We start from the raw sequence: 17,538 nt of genomic DNA, 5'->3' as shown, positions 1-17,538 counted from the left end.
CCACGCCCGGTGCGGGACCGGGACGATGGGTAGGCTGACCGGCATGAACGTTGCTGCGCGCTTCGGAAGTGGTCACCGTGTCCTCGTCACCGGCGGCGCCGGTTTCGTACCGTCGCACCTGGTCGACGCGCTGATCGCCCGCGGCTGCACGGTGGTCGCCCTGGACAACTTCGTCACCGGGTCCAAGGAGAACGTCGCCCACCTGGCGGACGAGCCGAGGTTCACGCTGGTCGAGGCCGACATCTCCGACGGACTGCCGACCCACCACCCGGCCATGGCCGAGCGGTTCGACGCCATCCTGCACATGGCATCCCCGGCGAGCCCGACGGATTTCGAGAAGCTGCCGGTGGAGATCCTCCGGGTCGGCTCGGTGGGCACCCTGCACCTGCTGGACCGCGCGGTCGCCGACGGCGCCCGGTTCCTGATGGCCTCCACCTCCGAGGCGTACGGGGACCCGAAGGAGCACCCGCAGCGCGAGACGTACTGGGGCAACGTCAACCCGATCGGCATCCGCAGCGTCTACGACGAGGCGAAGCGCTTCTCCGAGGCGGCCACCATGGCCTACCACCGCAGCCGTGGGTTGGACGCCGCGATCGTCCGGATCTTCAACACGTACGGCCCCCGGATGCGGCCGGACGACGGCCGCGCCATTCCGACGTTCATCTCCCAGGCGCTGCGCGGGGAGCCGATCACCGTGCACGGCACCGGCAACCAGACCCGCTCGATCTGCTACGTGGCGGACCTGGTCCGCGGGATCCTGCTGCTGCTCGACTCCCGCGAGACGGGGCCGATCAACTGCGGCACCGAGCACGAGATGAGCATGCGGCAACTCGCCGAGACGATCGTGTCACTCTGCGGCAGCAGCTCCGAGGTGACCTACATCACGCGCAGCGCCGACGACCCGGAGATGCGTCGCCCCGACCTGACCCTCGCCCGTGAACTGCTCGGCTACGAGCCGACCGTGGCGCCCGAAGACGGCCTCCGGCGCACGATCGAGTACTTCCGCGAGCGGCTAGGGTAACCGACCGCCCGGGCGACGCCGGCAAACGCCGGCTTCGCCTGAAGGCGACTGTGGCCGGACGTACGTACCCTGAGTTACATGTCAGCGACCACCCCCGCCGGTGTCCCGCTCCCACACCTGCACCGCAGCGCCGGGCGCGCGTCGGTGCCCGGCTCCGGCCGGGACGCCGGCCGTGCCCGGCCGGCCGAGGCCCGCTGGTACCCGTCGCCCGACGAGCCGCGGGCCGGCGGCCCGGGTGGCCCGTCGGGTCCGGTTGGCCCTGGCCGACCGGGTGGCCCCGGCGGCCCCGACCGCCCGGGGCGGCGCGGCGTGCGTCCCCGGTGGGGCCGGATCGGCCTGGTGGCCGGCGTGGCCGTGCTGGTGCTCGCGCTCCTGGGCGGGGCCGGCGCCTGGTTCTACGCCCGGAGCCTGAACGACGACCTGGCCCGCACCGACCCGTTCTCCGAGATCACCGGCGGCCGGCCGGCCAAGGCGGTGGACGGCGCGCTGAACATCCTGCTGGTCGGCAGCGACTCGCGGGACCCGGACGCCCCGGTGGACCAGTCCAGCAAGTGGCGGGCCGACACGATCATCGTGATGCACATTCCGTCCGACCACCAGCAGGCCTACCTGGTCTCCATCCCCCGCGACCTCTACGTGCCGATCCCCGAGGGCGCCAACGCGGAGTGCGGCTCCGGCCAGCGCGGGAAGATCAACGCGGCGTTCGCGTTCGGCGGGCTGCCGCTGGCCGTCCGGACGGTGGAGTGCTTCACCGACGTGCGGCTCGACCACGTGATGGCGATCGACTTCGCCGGCTTCAAGCAGGTCACCGACGCCCTGGGCGGCGTCGACCTGAAGGTCGAACGGACCATCACCTCGATCCACAAGCCGTACCGGACCTTCACCAAGGGCACCAACCACATGGACGGCGCCGAGGCGCTGGACTGGATCCGGCAGCGCAAGCAGTTCCCGGACGGCGACTTCGCCCGGATGCGCCACCAGCAGGAGTTCCTCCGCGCGCTGATGGACAAGGCGGCGAGCACGGGCACGCTGACCAATCCGAAGAAGCTGAACGACTTCCTCAAGTCGGTGACCGCCGCGGTCACCGTCGACGAGGGCTTCTCGCTGGTCGACATGGCGGTGCAGTTCCGCAACCTGCGGGGCGAGAACCTCACCTTCGTGACCAGCCCGCACGTCGGCAGCCAGACCATCAACGGGGAATCCGTGGTGGTCTCGGACAGGGAGAAGGCGCTGGCCATGTACAAGGCGATGTCCGCCGACACCCTGGCCGCGTGGGTGAAGGCCAACCAGAAGGCCGACGGCACCGGGAACTGACCCGCTCCGCATCGACGCCGGCCCCCACCCGTGATCGACGGACGTCATCGCGGGTCGGGGGCCGGCTTCGCGTTTCCTGTGAGCCAACGGCCGACCGGTCGTATCGATCTGGACGTTTGGACAGTTTTCCCGAATGACGGCCGGGACAACGCCAATTGACGCCCCGACGAACTACCCAGGACGGGAAAGCGTCCGTACAGTGATCCCGCCCCCTGATCACGCGAGCTGGAGCACGCATGCCGGTTCAGACCAGCCGTCGCCCTCCGGCGCTGGAGTCCCCCGGCGGCCCGGCGCGGGCCGCCACGACCACCCCCACCAAGCCCGGGAAGGGCGGAAAGACAGGCGGCGGGCCCGCGAAGAAGCGGTCGCGCCGCAAGGACCCGCTCTGGGCCCGACTCACCCTGATCCTCGGTGCCGTGCTGATGATGACCAGCGGCGTCGCGATCGTCGGCAGCAAGGCCCTGATCAGCAAGGCCACCGGCAACATCGCCCAGCGCAACCTGCTGGGCGACGCGGGCAAGTCGGACGCCGAGGGCGGTGCCAACCTGGACGGCCCGATCGACATGCTGCTCCTCGGCGTGGACGCCCGGGAGCGGTGGGCCGCCGACGACGTCCGGGCGGACAGCATCATCGTGCTGCACATTCCCGCGACGCACGACCAGGCGTACCTGATCTCGATCCCGCGCGACACGGAGGCCCAGATCCCGGCCTTCAAGAAGAGCGGCTACTCCGGCGGGGTCGACAAGATCAACGCCGCGTTCCAGGCCGGCGCCCGCAACGGCGGCGGCTGGGAGGGCGGCGCGCAGTTGATGGCACAGACGATCAAGAAGATGACCGGGATCAGCTTCGACGGCGCCGCGATCATCAACTTCGGCGGCTTCAAGAACATCATCGAAACCCTCGGCTCGGTGCGCATCTGCGTCAGCCAGGAGGTCCAGTCGATCCACATGTCGTACGTCGACGGCAAGCCGATGTGGAACGCGGACGCCAAGAAGACCGGCAAGCGGATGACCCCGGTGGTGCACAAGAAGGGCTGCCGGGAGATGGAGGGCTGGGCGGCGCTGGACTACTCCCGCCAGCGCAAGTCCCTGAAGAACGGCGACTACGACCGCCAGCAGAACCAGCAGCAGCTGATCAAGGCGATGGCGAAGAAGGCCACGGAGAACGGCACGCTGACCAACCCGCTCAAGCTCAACGAGCTGATCAAGGCGGCCGGCAAGGCGTTCATCCTCGACGCCGGCGGGGTGCCCGTCGCCGACTTCGTCTTCACGATGCGCGGCGTCACCGGCAACGACCTGGTCATGCTGAAGACCAACGGCGGCACCTTCCACGGCGACGGCAGCCGGGAGACGCTGAGCCAGGAGACGCTGGACATGTTCCACGCGGTCAAGCAGGACAAGCTGGCCGAGTTCGTCTTCGCCAACCCTCAGGTGATATCCAGCCGCAAATAGCGCCGGCTCTGCCCGGCCGCCCGAGCGCGGCGGCCGGGCAAACTCGGTGAAGCGGCCCGGGACCACGGAGCCACCCGTAGCCTGACGTGAGAGAGATTCACGTACGGCCGCGGGGAGGAGTCACGTCCAGATCGGCGCGCGACGGTCGGGCACGGACCGGGGCCGACGCCCGGGCCGCCCGGCCGCGCCGCGCCCGCTGGCCCCGTGTCCTGCTCGGCCTCGGTGTGGCCGTGGTGCTGCTGGCCGGGCTCGCTGTGGTCGGCCTCCGGGTGCTCGGCGACCGGTACGAGCGCACCGTGGTGCGGGAGCAGTTGCTCGACCCGACCGCCCGGCGGGCGCGGACCGACCCCCACGGGCCGCTGAACTACCTGCTCGTGGGGACCGACCGGTGGCAGAGCGGCAGCGCGGCGGACCGCCGGTCGGACAGCATCCTCATCGTGCACGTGCCCGCCGGTGGGCGCGAGGCGTACCTCGTCTCCGTCCCCCGGGACCTGCTGGTCGCCATCCCGCCCGGCAACGGCTTCGGCGGCGGACAGGACAAGATCAACGCGGCGTACGAGCACGGCGGGGGCGGCGAGCCCGGCACCCGGCTGCTCTCGGCCACCCTGGCCCGGCTGACCGGGATCCGCTTCGACGGCGCCGCACTGATCGACTTCTCCGGCTTCCGCAAGGTCATCGACCTGCTCGGCGGGGTACGCATGTGCGTGGACACCGAGGTCCGCTCGATCCACACCGACCGGGTCTTCCACCCCGGCTGCCAGCAGATGGACGGCGGCGAGGCGCTGGACTACGTCCGCCAACGCTACGACCTGCCCGGCGGCGACTACGACCGGCAGACGCACCAGCAGCAACTGCTCCGGGCCCTGCTGGAGCGCACGAACGAGACGTCACTGCGGACCAATCCCGTCAAGCTCGACCAGGTGATCCGGGCGGTGGGCAGCTCACTGACCGTGGACACCAACGGCGTACCGCTGGAGGACCTGGTCCTCGCGCTGCGCGACCTGCCGGCCGACGCGCTGCGCGGCGTGCAGGTCCCCTCCCACCCGCAGACCATCGACCAGGTGTCGTACGTGGTCCTCGACAACGGCGGGAACGGGCTGTTCGAGGCGGTCCGCGGCACCCAGGTTCCGGAGTGGGCCCGGGCCAACCCCCGGTGGGTCACCCGACTGTGACATTCGGGACGCCCCACCTCGCCGGACCCGGCCGCACCGACCGCCCGCCGACGGTCGGCCGGGCGAGGTTCTAGGCTTGGCGCGTGTTCGGACCCCAGGTTCCCACCGTGACCGTGCCCGAGATCGCCGACGACACCTACCTGCTCGACGTCCGGGAGGACGACGAGTGGGCCGCCGGCCACGCTCCCGGCGCGCACCACCTGCCGATGATGGAGCTGCCGGCCCGGATCGCGGAGGTGCCCGCCGACCGCGACGTCGCCGTCATCTGCCGCTCCGGCGGGCGCTCCGCCCAGGTCGTCGCCTACCTGATGCGCAACGGCTGGGACCAGGTGCGCAACGTCGCGGGCGGGATGGACGAGTGGGCCGCCGCCGGGAGACCCGTCGTCGGCGGGAACGGGCAGCCGGGCCACGTCCTCTAGGCGGGCGGGATGGGCGCACCCCTGGTCTTCGCGCACCGCGGCTCCTCGTACGACCTGCCCGAGCACACCCTCGCCGCCTACCTGCGCGCCCTCGACGAGGGTGCGGACGGGCTGGAGTGCGACGTCCGGCTGACCCGGGACGGGCACCTGGTCTGCGTGCACGACCGCCGGCTCGACCGCACCAGCAACGGCCAGGGCCTGGTGAGCACGCGTACCCTCGCCGAGCTGGAGGCGCTGGACTTCGGCTCCTGGCACCCCCGCTGCGTGCCCGCCGACGGGGACGAGGTGCTGGACGAGTCGCACACCCGGCTGCTCACCCTGGAGCGGCTGCTGGACGCGGTGCTCGCCGCCGGGCGGCCGGTCCGGCTGCTCGTGGAGACCAAGCACCCCTCCCGCTACGGCGGCGACGTCGAGCGCCGGCTCGTCGCGCTGCTGCGCCGGTACGGCCTGGCCGAGCCGAAACCGGACGATCCGGTACGCGTCACCGTCATGTCGTTCTCCGCGCTGGCCGTACGCCGGGCGCGGGAGCTGGCCCCCGCGCTGCCCACGGTGCTGCTGCTGGAGGTGCTGCCGCCCTGGCTGCGGGCAGGGCGGCTGCCCTTCGGCGCCCGGATCGCCGGGCCCGGCGTGGCGCTGGTGCGGGCCCGCCCGCAGCTCGTGCCCGCGTTGCGGGCAGCGGGCAACCAGGTCTACGTGTGGACCGTCAACGAGCCGGCCGACCTGGACCTCGTCCTGTCCGCCGGGGTGGACGGCATCATCACCGACCGGCCGGCGCACGCGCTGGCCCACCTGGGCCGCTGACCGCGCGCCCGGACCGCGTCCCCGGCCCGCCCGGCCCGACGCGGGCGGCCCGGACCGATGGGCGGGATCCGGCCGGGCAGGGGTGTCCGGAAACCGACCGTCGGGGCACACTCGGGGCATGCCGGAGCGCACCGACCTCTCCGCTCTCATCGCCGGCCACACCGCGGTGATCGACTCGATCAACTCCGGCGGCGCCGGCGTCCCCGTCCTCACCCAACTGCTCCGGGTGGTCCGGCCCACGCTCGACGCGGCGGGCATGGCCTTCGTCGAGTTCGCGCCGACGGGTGGCCGGGTGATCGCCGCCGCCGGCGCCGTCGAGTGGATCATCGGCCGCCCCGTCCCGCCCGATGACCCGGCCGTCGCCTGCCTGCTCTCCGGCACCCGGGTACGCCAGGTCCGGACGGACCGGCTCACCGGCAGGCTCGCCGGTGAGCTGGCCGCGCGCGGCCTGCTCCGGATGGTGGTCGCCCGCGCGGAGATCGGCGGGCTGACCGTCGGCAGCCTGCACGCGCTCTACCCGGGCGAGGACGGGGCGCGGGACGCCGGCCGGCACGACGCGATGGGCTACATCGCCTCCTGCATCGCCCACATGTACGGCGACCAGACCGGGCTGCCGGTGCACGGCGACGGCCCGGTGGTCGCGGCGCTGGCGGACGGGCTGGCCGTGGTCGACCAGGACGGGCACGTGCGGCTCTGGAACCCGGCCGCCGCCCAGGTCACCGGCCGTTCCGCGGCCGAGGCGCTCAACCGGCCGCTGCCCTTCCCGCTGCCGCCGTCCGGGCAGGTGCTCGACCACCGGCTGCCGGACGGCCGCTGGCTCAAGATCACCTCCGGGGAGCTGCCCGGCCCCGGCACCCTGCACGTGGTGACCTTCCGCGACGTCACCGACCAGCAGCGGCGCGACCACGACCGGGATCTCTTCGTCGCCGTGACCAGCCACGAGCTGCGTACGCCGGTGACCGTGATCAAGGGCTACGCCGACACGCTCACCGACCACTGGGAGTCGCTGACCGAGACCGACCGGCGGCAGGCCGCCCGGGTCATCGGGCAGCGCGCCAACGAGCTGGCCCGGCTGGTCGACCGGCTGCTCTCCGCCGCCGCCGAGCCGGGCCCGGGCGACGAGCCGCCCGCCCCGTACGACCTCGGCGACGCGCTGCGCGCGACGGTGACCGACCTGCCGGCGGAGCTGCGGCACCGGCTCGTCCTCCGCCTCCCGGTCAACCTGCCGAAGGCGCTCGGCCACCGGCCCAGCCTGGCCACCGTGCTGACGGAGCTGTGCACGAACGCCGGCAAGTACTCCCCGCCCGACTCCCCCGTCGAGATCAGCGCGGACGCGGACGGGGCGACCGTGTCCTTCCGGGTCAGCGACCGCGGCATCGGCATCCGGCCGGAGCACGTGGAGCGCGCGTTCGACCGGTTCTGGCAGGGGGAGTCGGGCGACCGCCGCCGCTATCCCGGGGCCGGTCTCGGTCTCTATCTCGTCCGCCGGATCGTTGAACAGCAGAATGGATGGGTATTCCTCCGGCCGAGGGCCGGTGGCGGTACGGTCGCAGAGGTGCGGCTGCCGCGCGGGGGACCGGCGACGGGCGGCGGGGCGTGAAGGGGCGAGGGTGTCGACGGGAGCTGCCGAACGGGCATGGTGCGTGGTGGTGCCCCACCACGCCACGGGGGCGCGGCAGGCGCGGCACCGGCTCGCCGACGAGCTGACCGGCGTCGTACCCCCGCCACTCCTGGCCGACCTGGTCGCGGTCCTGGCCGAGCTGGTCGGCAACGCGGTCCGGCACGCCGACCCGCTGCCCGGCGGGGTGGTCCGGGTGGCCTGGCGACTGCGCACCTCCGCCGCCGGCCAGCAGGTGCAGCTCCGGGTCACCGACGGCGGCGCCGCCGCGGGCCCGCGGATGCGGGTGGCCGACACGGACGCCGTCGACGGCCGCGGCCTGCACATCGTCGCGGGGCTGGCCGACCGCTGGGGCGTCGAGCGCGACGGCCTGGGCCAGAGCGTGTGGGCCGAGTTCGACCCGGCCGACGTCACCCGGTCGGACCTGGCCGTCGCCGGCTGACCGTCCCCGACAGGCGGGTCCTGCCCACGCCGGCCGGCTGCGGCCTCTAGGCTGTGTCGCCGTGAGCAAGCGTCGAAAGAGCCAGCGGGCCGCCGAAGCCACCCCCAAGCGGGAGAAGGTGCGCGACATCTTCGTGCCCCGACCGTTCGAGGGGCTGACCGACGAGCCGGAGTGGATCGCCCTGCGCGAGCTGGTGCCGGCCGCCTCCGCGCCGCTGCGGCTCGCCCCCGCCCTGGTCGAGGAGTTCGGTGACCGCGAGGTCGTCCTCGCCACCGTGCTGCCGATGGCCGCCCCGGCCGTGACGAAACCGGACGGCCGGGTCCTCGTCGGGCTCCAGCGCCACCAGCAGTCCGGCGACGTCTCCCGGGACCTGGCCGAGGCGCTGCTCTGCGCGCTGCGGGCCGAGCCGGGCAGCCCGGTGGCCGTGCCGCCGCTGCCCGGACCGGGCCCCCGCCTGCAGGACGTCCTGGTCGACGGTCCGCTGGAGATCACGATGCACGACGGGTTCGAGTTCTGGCTCGACCCGGGGGCCGGCGACGACCCGACCGTGCAGGCGTCCCTGGAACGCGCGAACGCCGCGATCTACCCGACCGTCCGGCTCGCCGCCGCCCCGGCCGCGTACTGGTGCCAGGTGCCGGAGAAGGCGCACGTGCGCTGGGTGCTGCCCGACGACGAGGACGCCGCGCTGGACGCGCTGGCCCGGCTGAGCGTGGCCGGCACGCTGACGCTCGGCGAGAACACCCGGTTCGCCGGCATGTTCCGGGCACACGGTCGGCTGGTGCCGGTCTGGGACCTGCCCGAGGACGTCCCGGCTGCCGACTGGGAGCAGCCGGTCACCGAGTTCGCCAAGCGGTACGCCGAGGCGCTCGCCGATTCCGCCCCGCTGGACGCCGCCGGCCGGCGCGCCCGGCACGGCCTGCTCGGCCGCCAGCTCACCCTGCGCTGAGCCCCGCCCCGCCCCGCTTTCCGGCGTCGGCGGGGCGTCCGGCCGCCCGGCTCGTCCTAGGCGTCGGCACGGCGGCGGCCGCCCGCCGACGCCCGAGGGTCAGGAAGGGTGCCTTCCGCTACCGGAAACGTGCGGAAGGGCCCTTCCTTCACCGCCGAGCGGCTCGCGGACCAGGGGGCAGGACATGCAGCGCGGCCCGCCCCGGCCGGAGCCGAGTTCGGAGCCGGCTATCGGGATGACCTCGATGCCGGCCCGCTCCAGTTGCGCGTTGGTCTCGGTGTTGCGCTCGTAGCCCACGCAGAGCCGGGGCGCGAGGGCGAGGGTGTTGTTGCCGTCGTCCCACTGCTCGCGTTCCGCGGTGACCGGGTCCAGGCCGGTGTCGATCACCCGGAGCTGGGCCAGGTCCATCGCGTCGGCGGCGGCCCGCAGGAACGGCGCCGGACCGTCCACCCGCGGGTCCTCCCCGTCCGCCCCGGCGATCACCGTGTACGCCGACAGGGTGTGGGCGATGTTCGGATACATCAGCACGGCGTCGACGTCCACCATCGTGCAGACGGTGTCCAGGTGCATGGTCGCCCGCTCCTGGGCGATCGGCACGACGAGGATGGTGTGCGCCAGCCCGGCGGCGAAGACCTGCCGGGCGAGGCGTTCCGCGCCGGCCGGGGTGGTCCGCTCGCCCACGCCGACGGCCAGCACCCCGGGCGCGAGCAGCAGCACGTCGCCGCCCTCCAGGTGCTCCAGTTCCGGGTGGTAAACGAACTCGGTGCCGGCGAAGCGCGGGTGGTGCCGGTAGATCGCATCGGTCAGCGTGGTCTCCCGCCGCCGGGCCGGCATCGCCAGGCTGGTCACCCCGACCCGGTCGCCGATCCAGAGCGAGGAGTCCCGGGTGAAGAGCAGGTTGGGCAGCGGGTCGATGACGAAGTCGTGCCGGTCCATCAGGGTGTAGACCAGGCCGCCCGGCCGTTCCGGGCTGACCCGCAGTTCCTCGTGGGCCAGCCCGGCGATGAGCACGTCGGCGAGCGCGGCCGGGTCGAGGTACGCGAGGTGGTCGGCGACCCGGGCGCGCAGCGAGTCGCCGAGCCGGGGCGAGCGCAGCACCTCCTCGGTCAGCTCGGCCCGCGCGTCGGCCACGGCGAGCGTCTCGGCCAGCAGGGTGGCGAGGTAGAGCACCTCGACCCCGCGCTCGCGCAGGGCGGCGGCGAAGGCGTCGTGTTCCTCCTGGGCGCGCCCCACCCAGGGGATGCCGTCGAAGAGCAGCGAGTCGTTGTTGCGTGGGGTGAGCCGGGCGAGTTCCGGGCCGGGCCGGTGCAGCAGCACGGTGCCGAGCCGGCCGACTTCGCTGTCCACGTAGTGGGTCACCATCGCAGCGTAGGGCAGGGTTTGGCGGCATCCGATAAAACAGTGGTGGATGAATATGGCATTCATCCGCACTCACTCCGGCGTTCCAACTTGCCGACACGGGGGACTGGCAACGTAGGGTAGTGAGGTCATAACTTCGAGGGACCTTTTGCCGGAGGTCGCGATGACTGTCTTTCCCGCTCGTCGAGCCGTACCGCCCGCCCGGGCACTGCCGCCCGCGGCGGTGCCACATCCCCGCGTGGAGTCGCCGGGCGTGCTCACGCCGGTCCGACCGTCCCCGTTGGAGTGGGCCCGCCGCCGGCGGGCGGAGCGGGGCGCCCGCCGGCTGGAGGCGGCCGGCGCGCGGGCGCTCGGCCAGCTCGACCACCTCGGGCCCGCCTGGCACGTCATCGAGTGGCCCCGCACGGACGCCGCCGACCTGCTGCTCGACCACGAGCGCGACGAACGCGCCGGCTTCCTCGCCATCGGGCCGAGCGGGCTCTTCGCGGTCACCATCGCCGACCACGGCCGGGCCCGGGTGCTCGTCGCCGGCGACGTGGTGCAGATCAACGGCAAGCGACCTCCCTACGTGGCGGAGGCCCGCCGCGACGCCAAGCGCGCCAGCAAGGCGCTCTCCGACGCGGTGGGTCTGCCGATCCCGGTGACGCCGGTGCTGACATTCGTCGGCTCCGGCGTCATCAGCGTCTACGGCCTGCCGAAGGACTGCCTCATGGCCACCCACCGCGAGCTGGACCGCCTGCTCGTCGCCGGGGGCAGCCGGATCAGCCCGGCCACCGCCGAGAAGCTGTCCCGGGTCGCCCAGCACCCGGGCACCTGGATGAACGGCGCCTACCGGCCGGCCGCCGACTACCGGTGGTACGAGGACGGCCGAACGGCCGCTGACAAGCCGGCCGGCCGGCGGTAACGTCACCGGCGACGCCACGCGGCCCGGGTGCCGGTCGGCACCCGTCGGTCGCGCCGTCGCCGGCCACCCGGGGCGCCCCGTCACCACCGGCGCCCCGGCGACCGCAGCGCGGTCGGCGACATCCGCAGCGACCGGCTAGCGTGGACAGACCGTCGGTGACATAGGAGGCGCGGTGGCCCACGTCGAACTCTCGCTCTCTGAAGTGTTCGTGCCGGCGGCGGGGACATCGACAGAGCTGGGGTCCGACAACTTCGGGCAGTGGTCGTCGACCGTCTCCCACGCCGACGAGCCGTGCCTGCTGATCGACGCCGAGACGAGGGTGATCGCCGTCTCCGCCTCGGGCTGCGAGCTGCTCTGCCTGGGCACCCCGGAGGACGTGATCGGGCTGCCGCTGCTCGACGGCGGGCTCCGGCTGCTCGACTTCACCGCCAACCGGGGCGAGCTGACCGAGCCCGAGATCGACAAGATCCCGCCGCTGCTGGCCCTGTCCTCCGGGCGCCTGGCCCGAGGGCTGCTCCGGGTCCAGGCCGCGTCGGCCGACCGGCCGGACTCGACCGTGGACGCGATCTCCACCCCGGTGCTCACCGACGGTTTGGTCGCCGGTTCCCTCACGTTCTTCTCCGAGGTCTGACCTGCGGCGGGATGTGGTGTTCGCCGCACGCGGCGAATCTGGGGCGGGCGCTCTCCGAGGCCGTAAGGTGCCCTCATGCTCGATATCGCTCTGCTGCCGGGGGAGTACGCCGTGTGCCGGATGGCCGCCGGCTCCGCCCTGCCGCCCGAGCTGACGGGCGGGCTGAGCGGCGGCGACGTCGTCACGGTGAGCTGGACCGCCGACGGGATCTCGCTGATCTGCCCCGCCGACCGGGTGCCGGAGCAGGCCGCCACGGAGACGGCCTGGCGCTGCCTGCGGGTCACCGGGCCGCTCGACCTGGCCGTGAGCGGCACCCTCGCCGCGCTGGTGGACCCGCTCGCCGCCGCCCGGGTCAGCGTGGTCGCCTTCTCGACGTACGACACCGACTACCTGCTGGTTCCCTCGGTACGCCTCGGCGAGGCGACCGCCGCGCTGGAGCGGGCCGGCCACCGGGTCCTCGCCTGACCTTCACCCGGCCGCCGGTTCCTCCTAGGATGGGCTCGGCCTCCCGGCCGCAGCGACGCTCCCCGATGTCCCGAGGATCGGCCCGTGCCGCCCACCCCCTCGCGCCCCGCCGCCCCCGACCACCCGACCGGCCACCCCGCCCGGCGCGGCCGGCTCCTGGCCGCCGTGCTGCTGGCCGCGGTGCCGCTGGCCGGCTGCGGCACGCCGCCCGAGCTGCGGAACACCGCCCCCACCGCCGCCCCGACCCGCGCCGCATCGAGCCCGGCCGGCACCCCCACCTTCGCACCGACCACGCCCCCCGCCACCGGCCTGCCCGGGGCGGCCACCCCGACCGCCGACTCCGGCCTGGTCGCGGTGCCGTGCACCGACGGCCCCTCCGGGAAGCGGGTCGTCGACCTGGTGCGCGGCCGGAGCGGGGTGCTCCCGGGCGGCGCCCGGGTGCGGGTGCGGACCGGCCCGCTCTGCGCCGGCGGGTGGCACTACACGGTGCTCGACGTGACCGGGCACGAAAACCTCCAGGTGGTCACCGAGGGCCGGGCGAGCGCTCCGCGGCTGGTCACCGCCGGGACCGACGTCTGCACGGTCGAGGTCCGGGCCGCCGGGCCGCCCGGCATCCGAACCCTGGTCTGCGACGGCGGGTCGGGCGGCGTGCCGGGTGCGTAGGCTGTCGCCATGCCGGGAACACCGCCGACGCGCTTCGTCTACCTCGGACCCGAGGGCACCTTCGCCGAGCAGGCGCTGAACACCATCCCCGCCGCCGAACGGGGCAGCCGCGCACCGGCTCGCAGCGTGCCGGAGGCGCTGGACGGCGTACGGGCCGGGGAGGCGGACGCCGCCCTGGTGCCGCTGGAGAACTCGATCGGCGGCGCGGTCGGGGTGACCCTGGACGAGCTGGCCGAGGGGGAACCTCTGGTGATCACCCGTGAGGTGATCCTGCCGGTCGAGTTCGTGGTCGCCGCCCGGCCCGGCACGGCGCTCGCGGACGTCCGCAGCGTCGCCGCCCATCCGCAGGCGTCCACCCAGTGCCGGGGCTGGCTGCGCGCCCACCTGCCGGACGCGGTCGTGGTCGACGTGCTCTCCAACGGCGCGGCCGCGGCCGGCGCCGCCGCCGGCGAGTACGACGCGGCGATCTGCGCCCCGATCGGGGCCACCCGGCACCGGCTCGACGTGCTCGCCGACAAGATCGCCGACCATCCGGACGCGGTGACCCGCTTCGCGCTGGTGTCCCGCCCCGGCCCGCCCCCGCCGCCCACCGGCGACGACGTGACCTCACTGGCGGTCTACATCGCCCACGACCGGGTGGGCGCGCTGCTGGCGGTGCTGATGGAGCTGGCGGTCCGGGGCATCAACATGACCCGGATCGAGTCCCGCCCGACCGGCGAGGCGCTCGGCCGGTACGTCTTCTTCCTCGACTGCAGCGGGCACGTGGCGGACGTCCGGCTCGGCGAGGCGTTGCAGGGGCTGCGCCGGGTCTGCGCCGACGTACGTTTCCTGGGCTCGTACCCCCGGCACCGCTGGACCGCGGCGGCGGGCGACCGGCCGGTCCCCGCGCCGCCCGGCCTCTCGGACGCCGACTACGCCGACGCCGCCGCCTGGCTGGCCCGCCTGCGCGCCGGCGACCTCACCTGACGACACCGCCCCCGATCACGGCGGACCCGGCGGGGCCGGGCGGGACGCGGGCGGGGGCGGTGCGCGGGTCAGCTCAGCAGGCCGCCGAGCAGGCCGCCCTGCTGCTCCTGGGCGCCGCTGCCCATGATCGGCGGTTCCTCGGAGGGCTGCACGACGACGAAGCCCTGGCCGGCGAAGCTCATCGTGAACGCCTCGCCGGTGCGCCGGCCGAGCAGCGTGCCGAGGCCGAGCTGCTCCGCCCGGTGGTAGCCGGTCTGGAGGTTGGCCGACCAGCAGACCGCCGCCTGCGGGTCGACGTAGGTGGGAGCGTCGACGTTGAGCACGACCGGCGTGCCCTTGGTGGTGATGGCGATCCGGCCGTGGCCGGTGAAGACGCAGTTGAACAGGCCCGACGAGGAGGCCATGCCGGCCCCGCCGACCATCCGGATGTCGTACTGGAGCGTGGAGTCGAACGCCAGCACGCTGGAGCCGTTGATGGAGAGCGCGTCGCCCGGCTCCAGGTCGATGACGTGCACGTCCTTGGCGAAGTCGGCGAGGAAGACGTCACCCCGGCCGGTGACCTTCATCAGCGGGACGCCCTCGCCGGTCAGCTTCTGCTTGAGGAACTTGCCGAGCCCCCCGGAGCCGAGCGCCTGGAACTGCACCTGCCCCTGGTAGGCGACCATCGACCCGACGCGGGCCATCGCCTCGCCGTTGAGTTCGATCTTCAACATCTTGGAGTTCTGCAGCCGCATGCCGGGCTGCGCGGACTCCTTCTCCAGGTTCTCCGCGGAGAAGAGCTCGCTGCGCATGGAAGTGCCTCCTGATTTCGCGATGCCTGGACCGACGGTAGGCGTACGCCGCAACCGTCGACCACCGGCCGACCGGCCCGGCCCACCCGCCGGTCGGCGCGGCCCCCGGCCCGCCCGCCGGTGGCGGCACCGGTCGCGCGCCCGCTAGCCCCAGCCCAGCTCGTGCAGGCGCTCGTCGTCGATGCCGAAGTGGTGGGCGATCTCGTGCACCACCGTCACCGCGACCTCGTCCACCACGTCCTCGTCGTCGTCGCAGAGGCGCAGGATCGGGTTGCGGTAGATGAGGATGCGGTCCGGCAGCACGCCGGAGTAGTCCCAGCCCCGCTCGGTGAGGGCGTGGCCCTCGTAGAGGCCGAGCAGGTCCTCGCCGGGGGGCGGGTCGTCCTCCACCAGGATCACGACGTTGCTCATCAGGGCGAGCAGTTCCTCGGGCACCTCGTCGAGCGCGTCGCCGACCAGCTCCTCGAAGCGCTCGCGGCTCATCTCCACCGGCACGCGCCCATTCTGCCCGACGGCGTGGCCCGCGCGGCCCGGCCAAGATCGGCGCGCCTCCACCGGAAGGGTGGCTCCCCGTGGAGGCGTACGCCGACGGCGGAGGCGCTCAGGAGGCGAGGCGGGCGGTCAGGGTGATCTGCGCGCCCGGGGAGAGCAGCCGGGAGATCGGGCAGTTCTCCTTGGCGGTCTCGGCGAGCTTGGTGAACTGCGCCTCGTCGATGCCCGGCACGTCGCCGACCGTGTCGAGCTCGATCCGGGTGACGGTGAACCCGGCGTCGGTCTTGTCCAGGTGGACCTTGGCGGTGGTCTCCACCGAGGAGGGCGGCGAGCCGGCCTCGGCGAGGGCCTTGGAGAACGCCATGGAGAAGCAGCCGGCGTGCGCGGCGCCGACCAGCTCCTCCGGGTTGGTGCCCTCACCCTCCTCGAAACGCGACTTGAAGGAGTAGTTCCCCTCCAGCCCGCCCTTGCCGGTGCGGACCGTGCCGGACCCCTCGGTGAGGTTGCCCTGCCAACGTGCGGAAGCGGTACGGATAGGCATGCCCCCGACGCTATCGGAAAGGGCACCCACCGGCGACCGTTCACGCTCCGCGTCCTCGGGTGCGTACTGTGTCATGATTCGGCTCAGGCCCGCGAACGCGGAAGGGTGGCCGATGTCCCAGGATCTCCCCATTCCCCGCCAGGACCACCGGTCCGACGGCACCGCCGTCGTGGAGTGGGGCGGGGCGGAGGCGGCCCCGCCGGGCCGGCTCGGGCGTACGCTCTCCGGCCTGGGCCGGGACCGCCGGCTGCCGCCGCTGCTGGCGGCGCTGGGCGCGGTGGCCGCCGTCGCCTCGCTGCTCGGCGAGTGGCAGGTGATGACGATCCCCAACGCCGGCCCGCAGGGCAACACGCCGGTGCGGGTGCCGGGCGGGGTGTCCGACATCGGCGGTTTCGGGGTCGGCTACCTGGTCGGGATGCTGGCGCTGGTCTGCGCGGTGGCGCTCGCGCTGCGCGGCACCACTGCGCTGCGGCGCAACGTCCGGCTCGCCGGCCTGACCCTGGCCGTGGCGCTGCTGGCGCTGCTGGCCGCGACCGCCGCCTCGCTGGACGAGGCGGGCCAGCGCGTCTTCTTCTACTCGACGGACGACGGGTTCCGGGTCGAGTACGGCCGGGGCCTGGTGGCGGCGTTCGTCGCGTGCGCGCTCTTCGCGGCGGCGCTGAAGCTGGCCCCGGTCGGGGCGGCCACGCCGGGCGAGGAGGCCGCCGACGAGGCAGCGGGCGCCGACGAGGGGGAGCCGGTCGACCGGCGCCGCCGGAGTCTCAGGGCCCGCGACCTGGAGGACGACGCGCTGCCCCCACCGGCCGACCTCACGGTCGGGCCGGCCATCCCCTTCGCCCGCCCCGAGCCCCGGGACTGACCCGGCCGTCCGCCGCGCCCTCGCCGGGCCCGACCCGCTCCCGTCGCCGGCCGCCACGGAACCGGTCGGACGGGCCGTGCCGGTCCCACCCGGCCCGCGGCCGCACCCGGCCCGCTCCGGCACCCGGCCCGCTCAGGGGGCGGCCCAGCGCACCTCGCCGTCGACCAGTTCGTCGGTGGCGCGCAGGCCGAGCCGCTCGGCCACCCGGGCGGAGGCCCGGTGGTCGGGGTGCACGTGCGCGACGAGCGCCGCGATGCCCTGCTCCGCCAGCCAGCCGACCATGCCGGCCGCGGCCTCGCCGGCGTAGCCGCGGCCCTGCTGCGGTGCCACGACCACCCAGGCCAGCTCGGCGACCGGCCGGTCGCCGTCGAGCCGCACGGTGGCCTGCACGGTCCCGACCGCGTCGCCGGTGTCCCGGTGCCGCACGACCCAGTTGAGCCAGCCCTCCCCGCCGTCCGGGGACCGCCCGACCGCCTGCCGGCGGTAGCGCTCCCGTAGCTGCTCGGGGGCCGCCGGGCCGCCGCCCGTGTACTCGTGCAGGGCCGGGTCGTCGAGGAGCGGGGCGAGTTCCTCGGCGTGGTCGACACGGAGGGGCTCCAGCAGCAGCCGCTCCGTGCCGATGATCTCCGCCACCGGCCAGTCCCGCTCTCCCATCCGCCCACCGTACGGCCGCCCCGCCCGGA

General features: G+C 74.1%; 20 protein-coding genes. 15 read left to right on the top strand and 5 right to left on the bottom strand.

The features are described 5' to 3' along the window. Positions 1-43: 43 nt before the first annotated feature. The 9 genes from ACZ6O2_RS13710 (at position 44) to ACZ6O2_RS13670 (ending at position 9,184) form a co-directional block, all read left to right on the top strand. Positions 44-1,021 carry a UDP-glucuronic acid decarboxylase family protein gene (locus ACZ6O2_RS13710; RefSeq protein ID WP_357450479.1) on the top strand — a complete coding sequence of 326 codons (978 nt, stop codon included), beginning with the start codon at positions 44-46 and terminating at the stop codon, positions 1,019-1,021. Between the two features lie 78 nt (positions 1,022-1,099). Then, positions 1,100-2,335 carry an LCP family protein gene (locus ACZ6O2_RS13705; RefSeq protein ID WP_466023043.1) on the top strand — a complete coding sequence of 412 codons (1,236 nt, stop codon included), beginning with the start codon at positions 1,100-1,102 and terminating at the stop codon, positions 2,333-2,335. Between the two features lie 236 nt (positions 2,336-2,571). Next, positions 2,572-3,786 carry an LCP family protein gene (locus ACZ6O2_RS13700; RefSeq protein WP_350702588.1) on the top strand — a complete coding sequence of 405 codons (1,215 nt, stop codon included), beginning with the start codon at positions 2,572-2,574 and terminating at the stop codon, positions 3,784-3,786. A gap of 86 nt (positions 3,787-3,872) precedes the next feature. Beyond that, positions 3,873-4,958, top strand: coding sequence for an LCP family protein (locus ACZ6O2_RS13695; RefSeq protein WP_466023042.1), 1,086 nt, complete (start codon positions 3,873-3,875; stop codon positions 4,956-4,958). 83 nt (positions 4,959-5,041) lie between these two features. After that, entirely contained in the window at positions 5,042-5,377 is a 336-nt protein-coding gene (locus ACZ6O2_RS13690) for a rhodanese-like domain-containing protein (protein ID WP_350702586.1), read from the top strand. 9 nt (positions 5,378-5,386) lie between these two features. Beyond that, complete coding sequence (locus ACZ6O2_RS13685) at positions 5,387-6,178, top strand: glycerophosphodiester phosphodiesterase (RefSeq protein WP_350702584.1); 792 nt, start codon at positions 5,387-5,389, stop codon at positions 6,176-6,178. Positions 6,179-6,296: 118 nt separating this feature from the next. Beyond that, complete coding sequence (locus tag ACZ6O2_RS13680; protein WP_350702582.1) at positions 6,297-7,778, top strand: PAS domain-containing sensor histidine kinase; 1,482 nt, start codon at positions 6,297-6,299, stop codon at positions 7,776-7,778. A 43-nt stretch (positions 7,779-7,821) separates the two neighbouring features. Beyond that, positions 7,822-8,238: an ATP-binding protein gene (locus ACZ6O2_RS13675; protein ID WP_350702728.1), complete on the top strand. Its 417-nt coding sequence runs from the start codon at positions 7,822-7,824 to the stop codon at positions 8,236-8,238. Between the two features lie 61 nt (positions 8,239-8,299). After that, positions 8,300-9,184 carry a DUF5926 family protein gene (locus tag ACZ6O2_RS13670; RefSeq protein WP_466023041.1) on the top strand — a complete coding sequence of 295 codons (885 nt, stop codon included), beginning with the start codon at positions 8,300-8,302 and terminating at the stop codon, positions 9,182-9,184. Between the two features lie 99 nt (positions 9,185-9,283). Here ACZ6O2_RS13670 and ACZ6O2_RS13665 read toward each other — a convergent pair whose 3' ends face one another. Beyond that, positions 9,284-10,546 carry an arginine deiminase gene (locus ACZ6O2_RS13665; RefSeq protein ID WP_466023040.1) on the bottom strand — a complete coding sequence of 421 codons (1,263 nt, stop codon included), beginning with the start codon at positions 10,544-10,546 and terminating at the stop codon, positions 9,284-9,286. 160 nt (positions 10,547-10,706) lie between these two features. On the opposite strand from ACZ6O2_RS13665, the gene ACZ6O2_RS13660 reads away from it, so the two are divergent. The 5 genes from ACZ6O2_RS13660 to pheA all read left to right on the top strand — a co-directional run bounded on the left by ACZ6O2_RS13660 (position 10,707) and on the right by pheA (position 14,172). Next, a complete protein-coding gene (locus ACZ6O2_RS13660; protein WP_350702576.1) occupies positions 10,707-11,447 on the top strand; it encodes a hypothetical protein in 741 nt (246 codons plus the stop codon). A gap of 172 nt (positions 11,448-11,619) precedes the next feature. Continuing rightward, on the top strand, positions 11,620-12,078 hold the full coding sequence (locus ACZ6O2_RS13655; RefSeq protein ID WP_350702574.1) for a hypothetical protein: 459 nt from the start codon (positions 11,620-11,622) through the stop codon (positions 12,076-12,078). A 75-nt stretch (positions 12,079-12,153) separates the two neighbouring features. After that, positions 12,154-12,543, top strand: a complete 390-nt coding sequence (locus ACZ6O2_RS13650) for an ACT domain-containing protein (RefSeq protein ID WP_350702572.1) — start codon at positions 12,154-12,156, stop codon at positions 12,541-12,543. Positions 12,544-12,699: 156 nt separating this feature from the next. Further along, positions 12,700-13,206: a hypothetical protein gene (locus tag ACZ6O2_RS13645; RefSeq protein WP_466023073.1), complete on the top strand. Its 507-nt coding sequence runs from the start codon at positions 12,700-12,702 to the stop codon at positions 13,204-13,206. A 9-nt stretch (positions 13,207-13,215) separates the two neighbouring features. Next, positions 13,216-14,172: a prephenate dehydratase gene (gene pheA / locus ACZ6O2_RS13640; RefSeq protein WP_350702570.1), complete on the top strand. Its 957-nt coding sequence runs from the start codon at positions 13,216-13,218 to the stop codon at positions 14,170-14,172. A gap of 68 nt (positions 14,173-14,240) precedes the next feature. Here the strand turns inward: pheA and ACZ6O2_RS13635 are convergent, their stop codons facing one another. From ACZ6O2_RS13635 to ACZ6O2_RS13625, 3 genes are all read right to left on the bottom strand, one after another. Then, positions 14,241-14,963, bottom strand: coding sequence for an AIM24 family protein (locus tag ACZ6O2_RS13635; RefSeq protein ID WP_350678421.1), 723 nt, complete (start codon positions 14,961-14,963; stop codon positions 14,241-14,243). Positions 14,964-15,107: 144 nt separating this feature from the next. Next, complete coding sequence (locus tag ACZ6O2_RS13630) at positions 15,108-15,452, bottom strand: metallopeptidase family protein (protein ID WP_350702725.1); 345 nt, start codon at positions 15,450-15,452, stop codon at positions 15,108-15,110. 112 nt (positions 15,453-15,564) lie between these two features. Then, positions 15,565-15,996 carry an OsmC family protein gene (locus tag ACZ6O2_RS13625; protein WP_350702569.1) on the bottom strand — a complete coding sequence of 144 codons (432 nt, stop codon included), beginning with the start codon at positions 15,994-15,996 and terminating at the stop codon, positions 15,565-15,567. Positions 15,997-16,108: 112 nt separating this feature from the next. On the opposite strand from ACZ6O2_RS13625, the gene ACZ6O2_RS13620 reads away from it, so the two are divergent. Next, a complete protein-coding gene (locus tag ACZ6O2_RS13620; protein WP_466023039.1) occupies positions 16,109-16,855 on the top strand; it encodes a hypothetical protein in 747 nt (248 codons plus the stop codon). A gap of 132 nt (positions 16,856-16,987) precedes the next feature. Here ACZ6O2_RS13620 and ACZ6O2_RS13615 read toward each other — a convergent pair whose 3' ends face one another. Continuing rightward, positions 16,988-17,509, bottom strand: a complete 522-nt coding sequence (locus tag ACZ6O2_RS13615) for a GNAT family N-acetyltransferase (RefSeq protein ID WP_466023038.1) — start codon at positions 17,507-17,509, stop codon at positions 16,988-16,990. Positions 17,510-17,538: the final 29 nt, after the last annotated feature.

The organism is Micromonospora sp. NPDC048040, assembly GCF_055587185.1.
The sequence above is the reverse complement of the archived record's forward strand: the minus strand, read 5'-3'. Positions and strand labels throughout refer to the sequence as shown.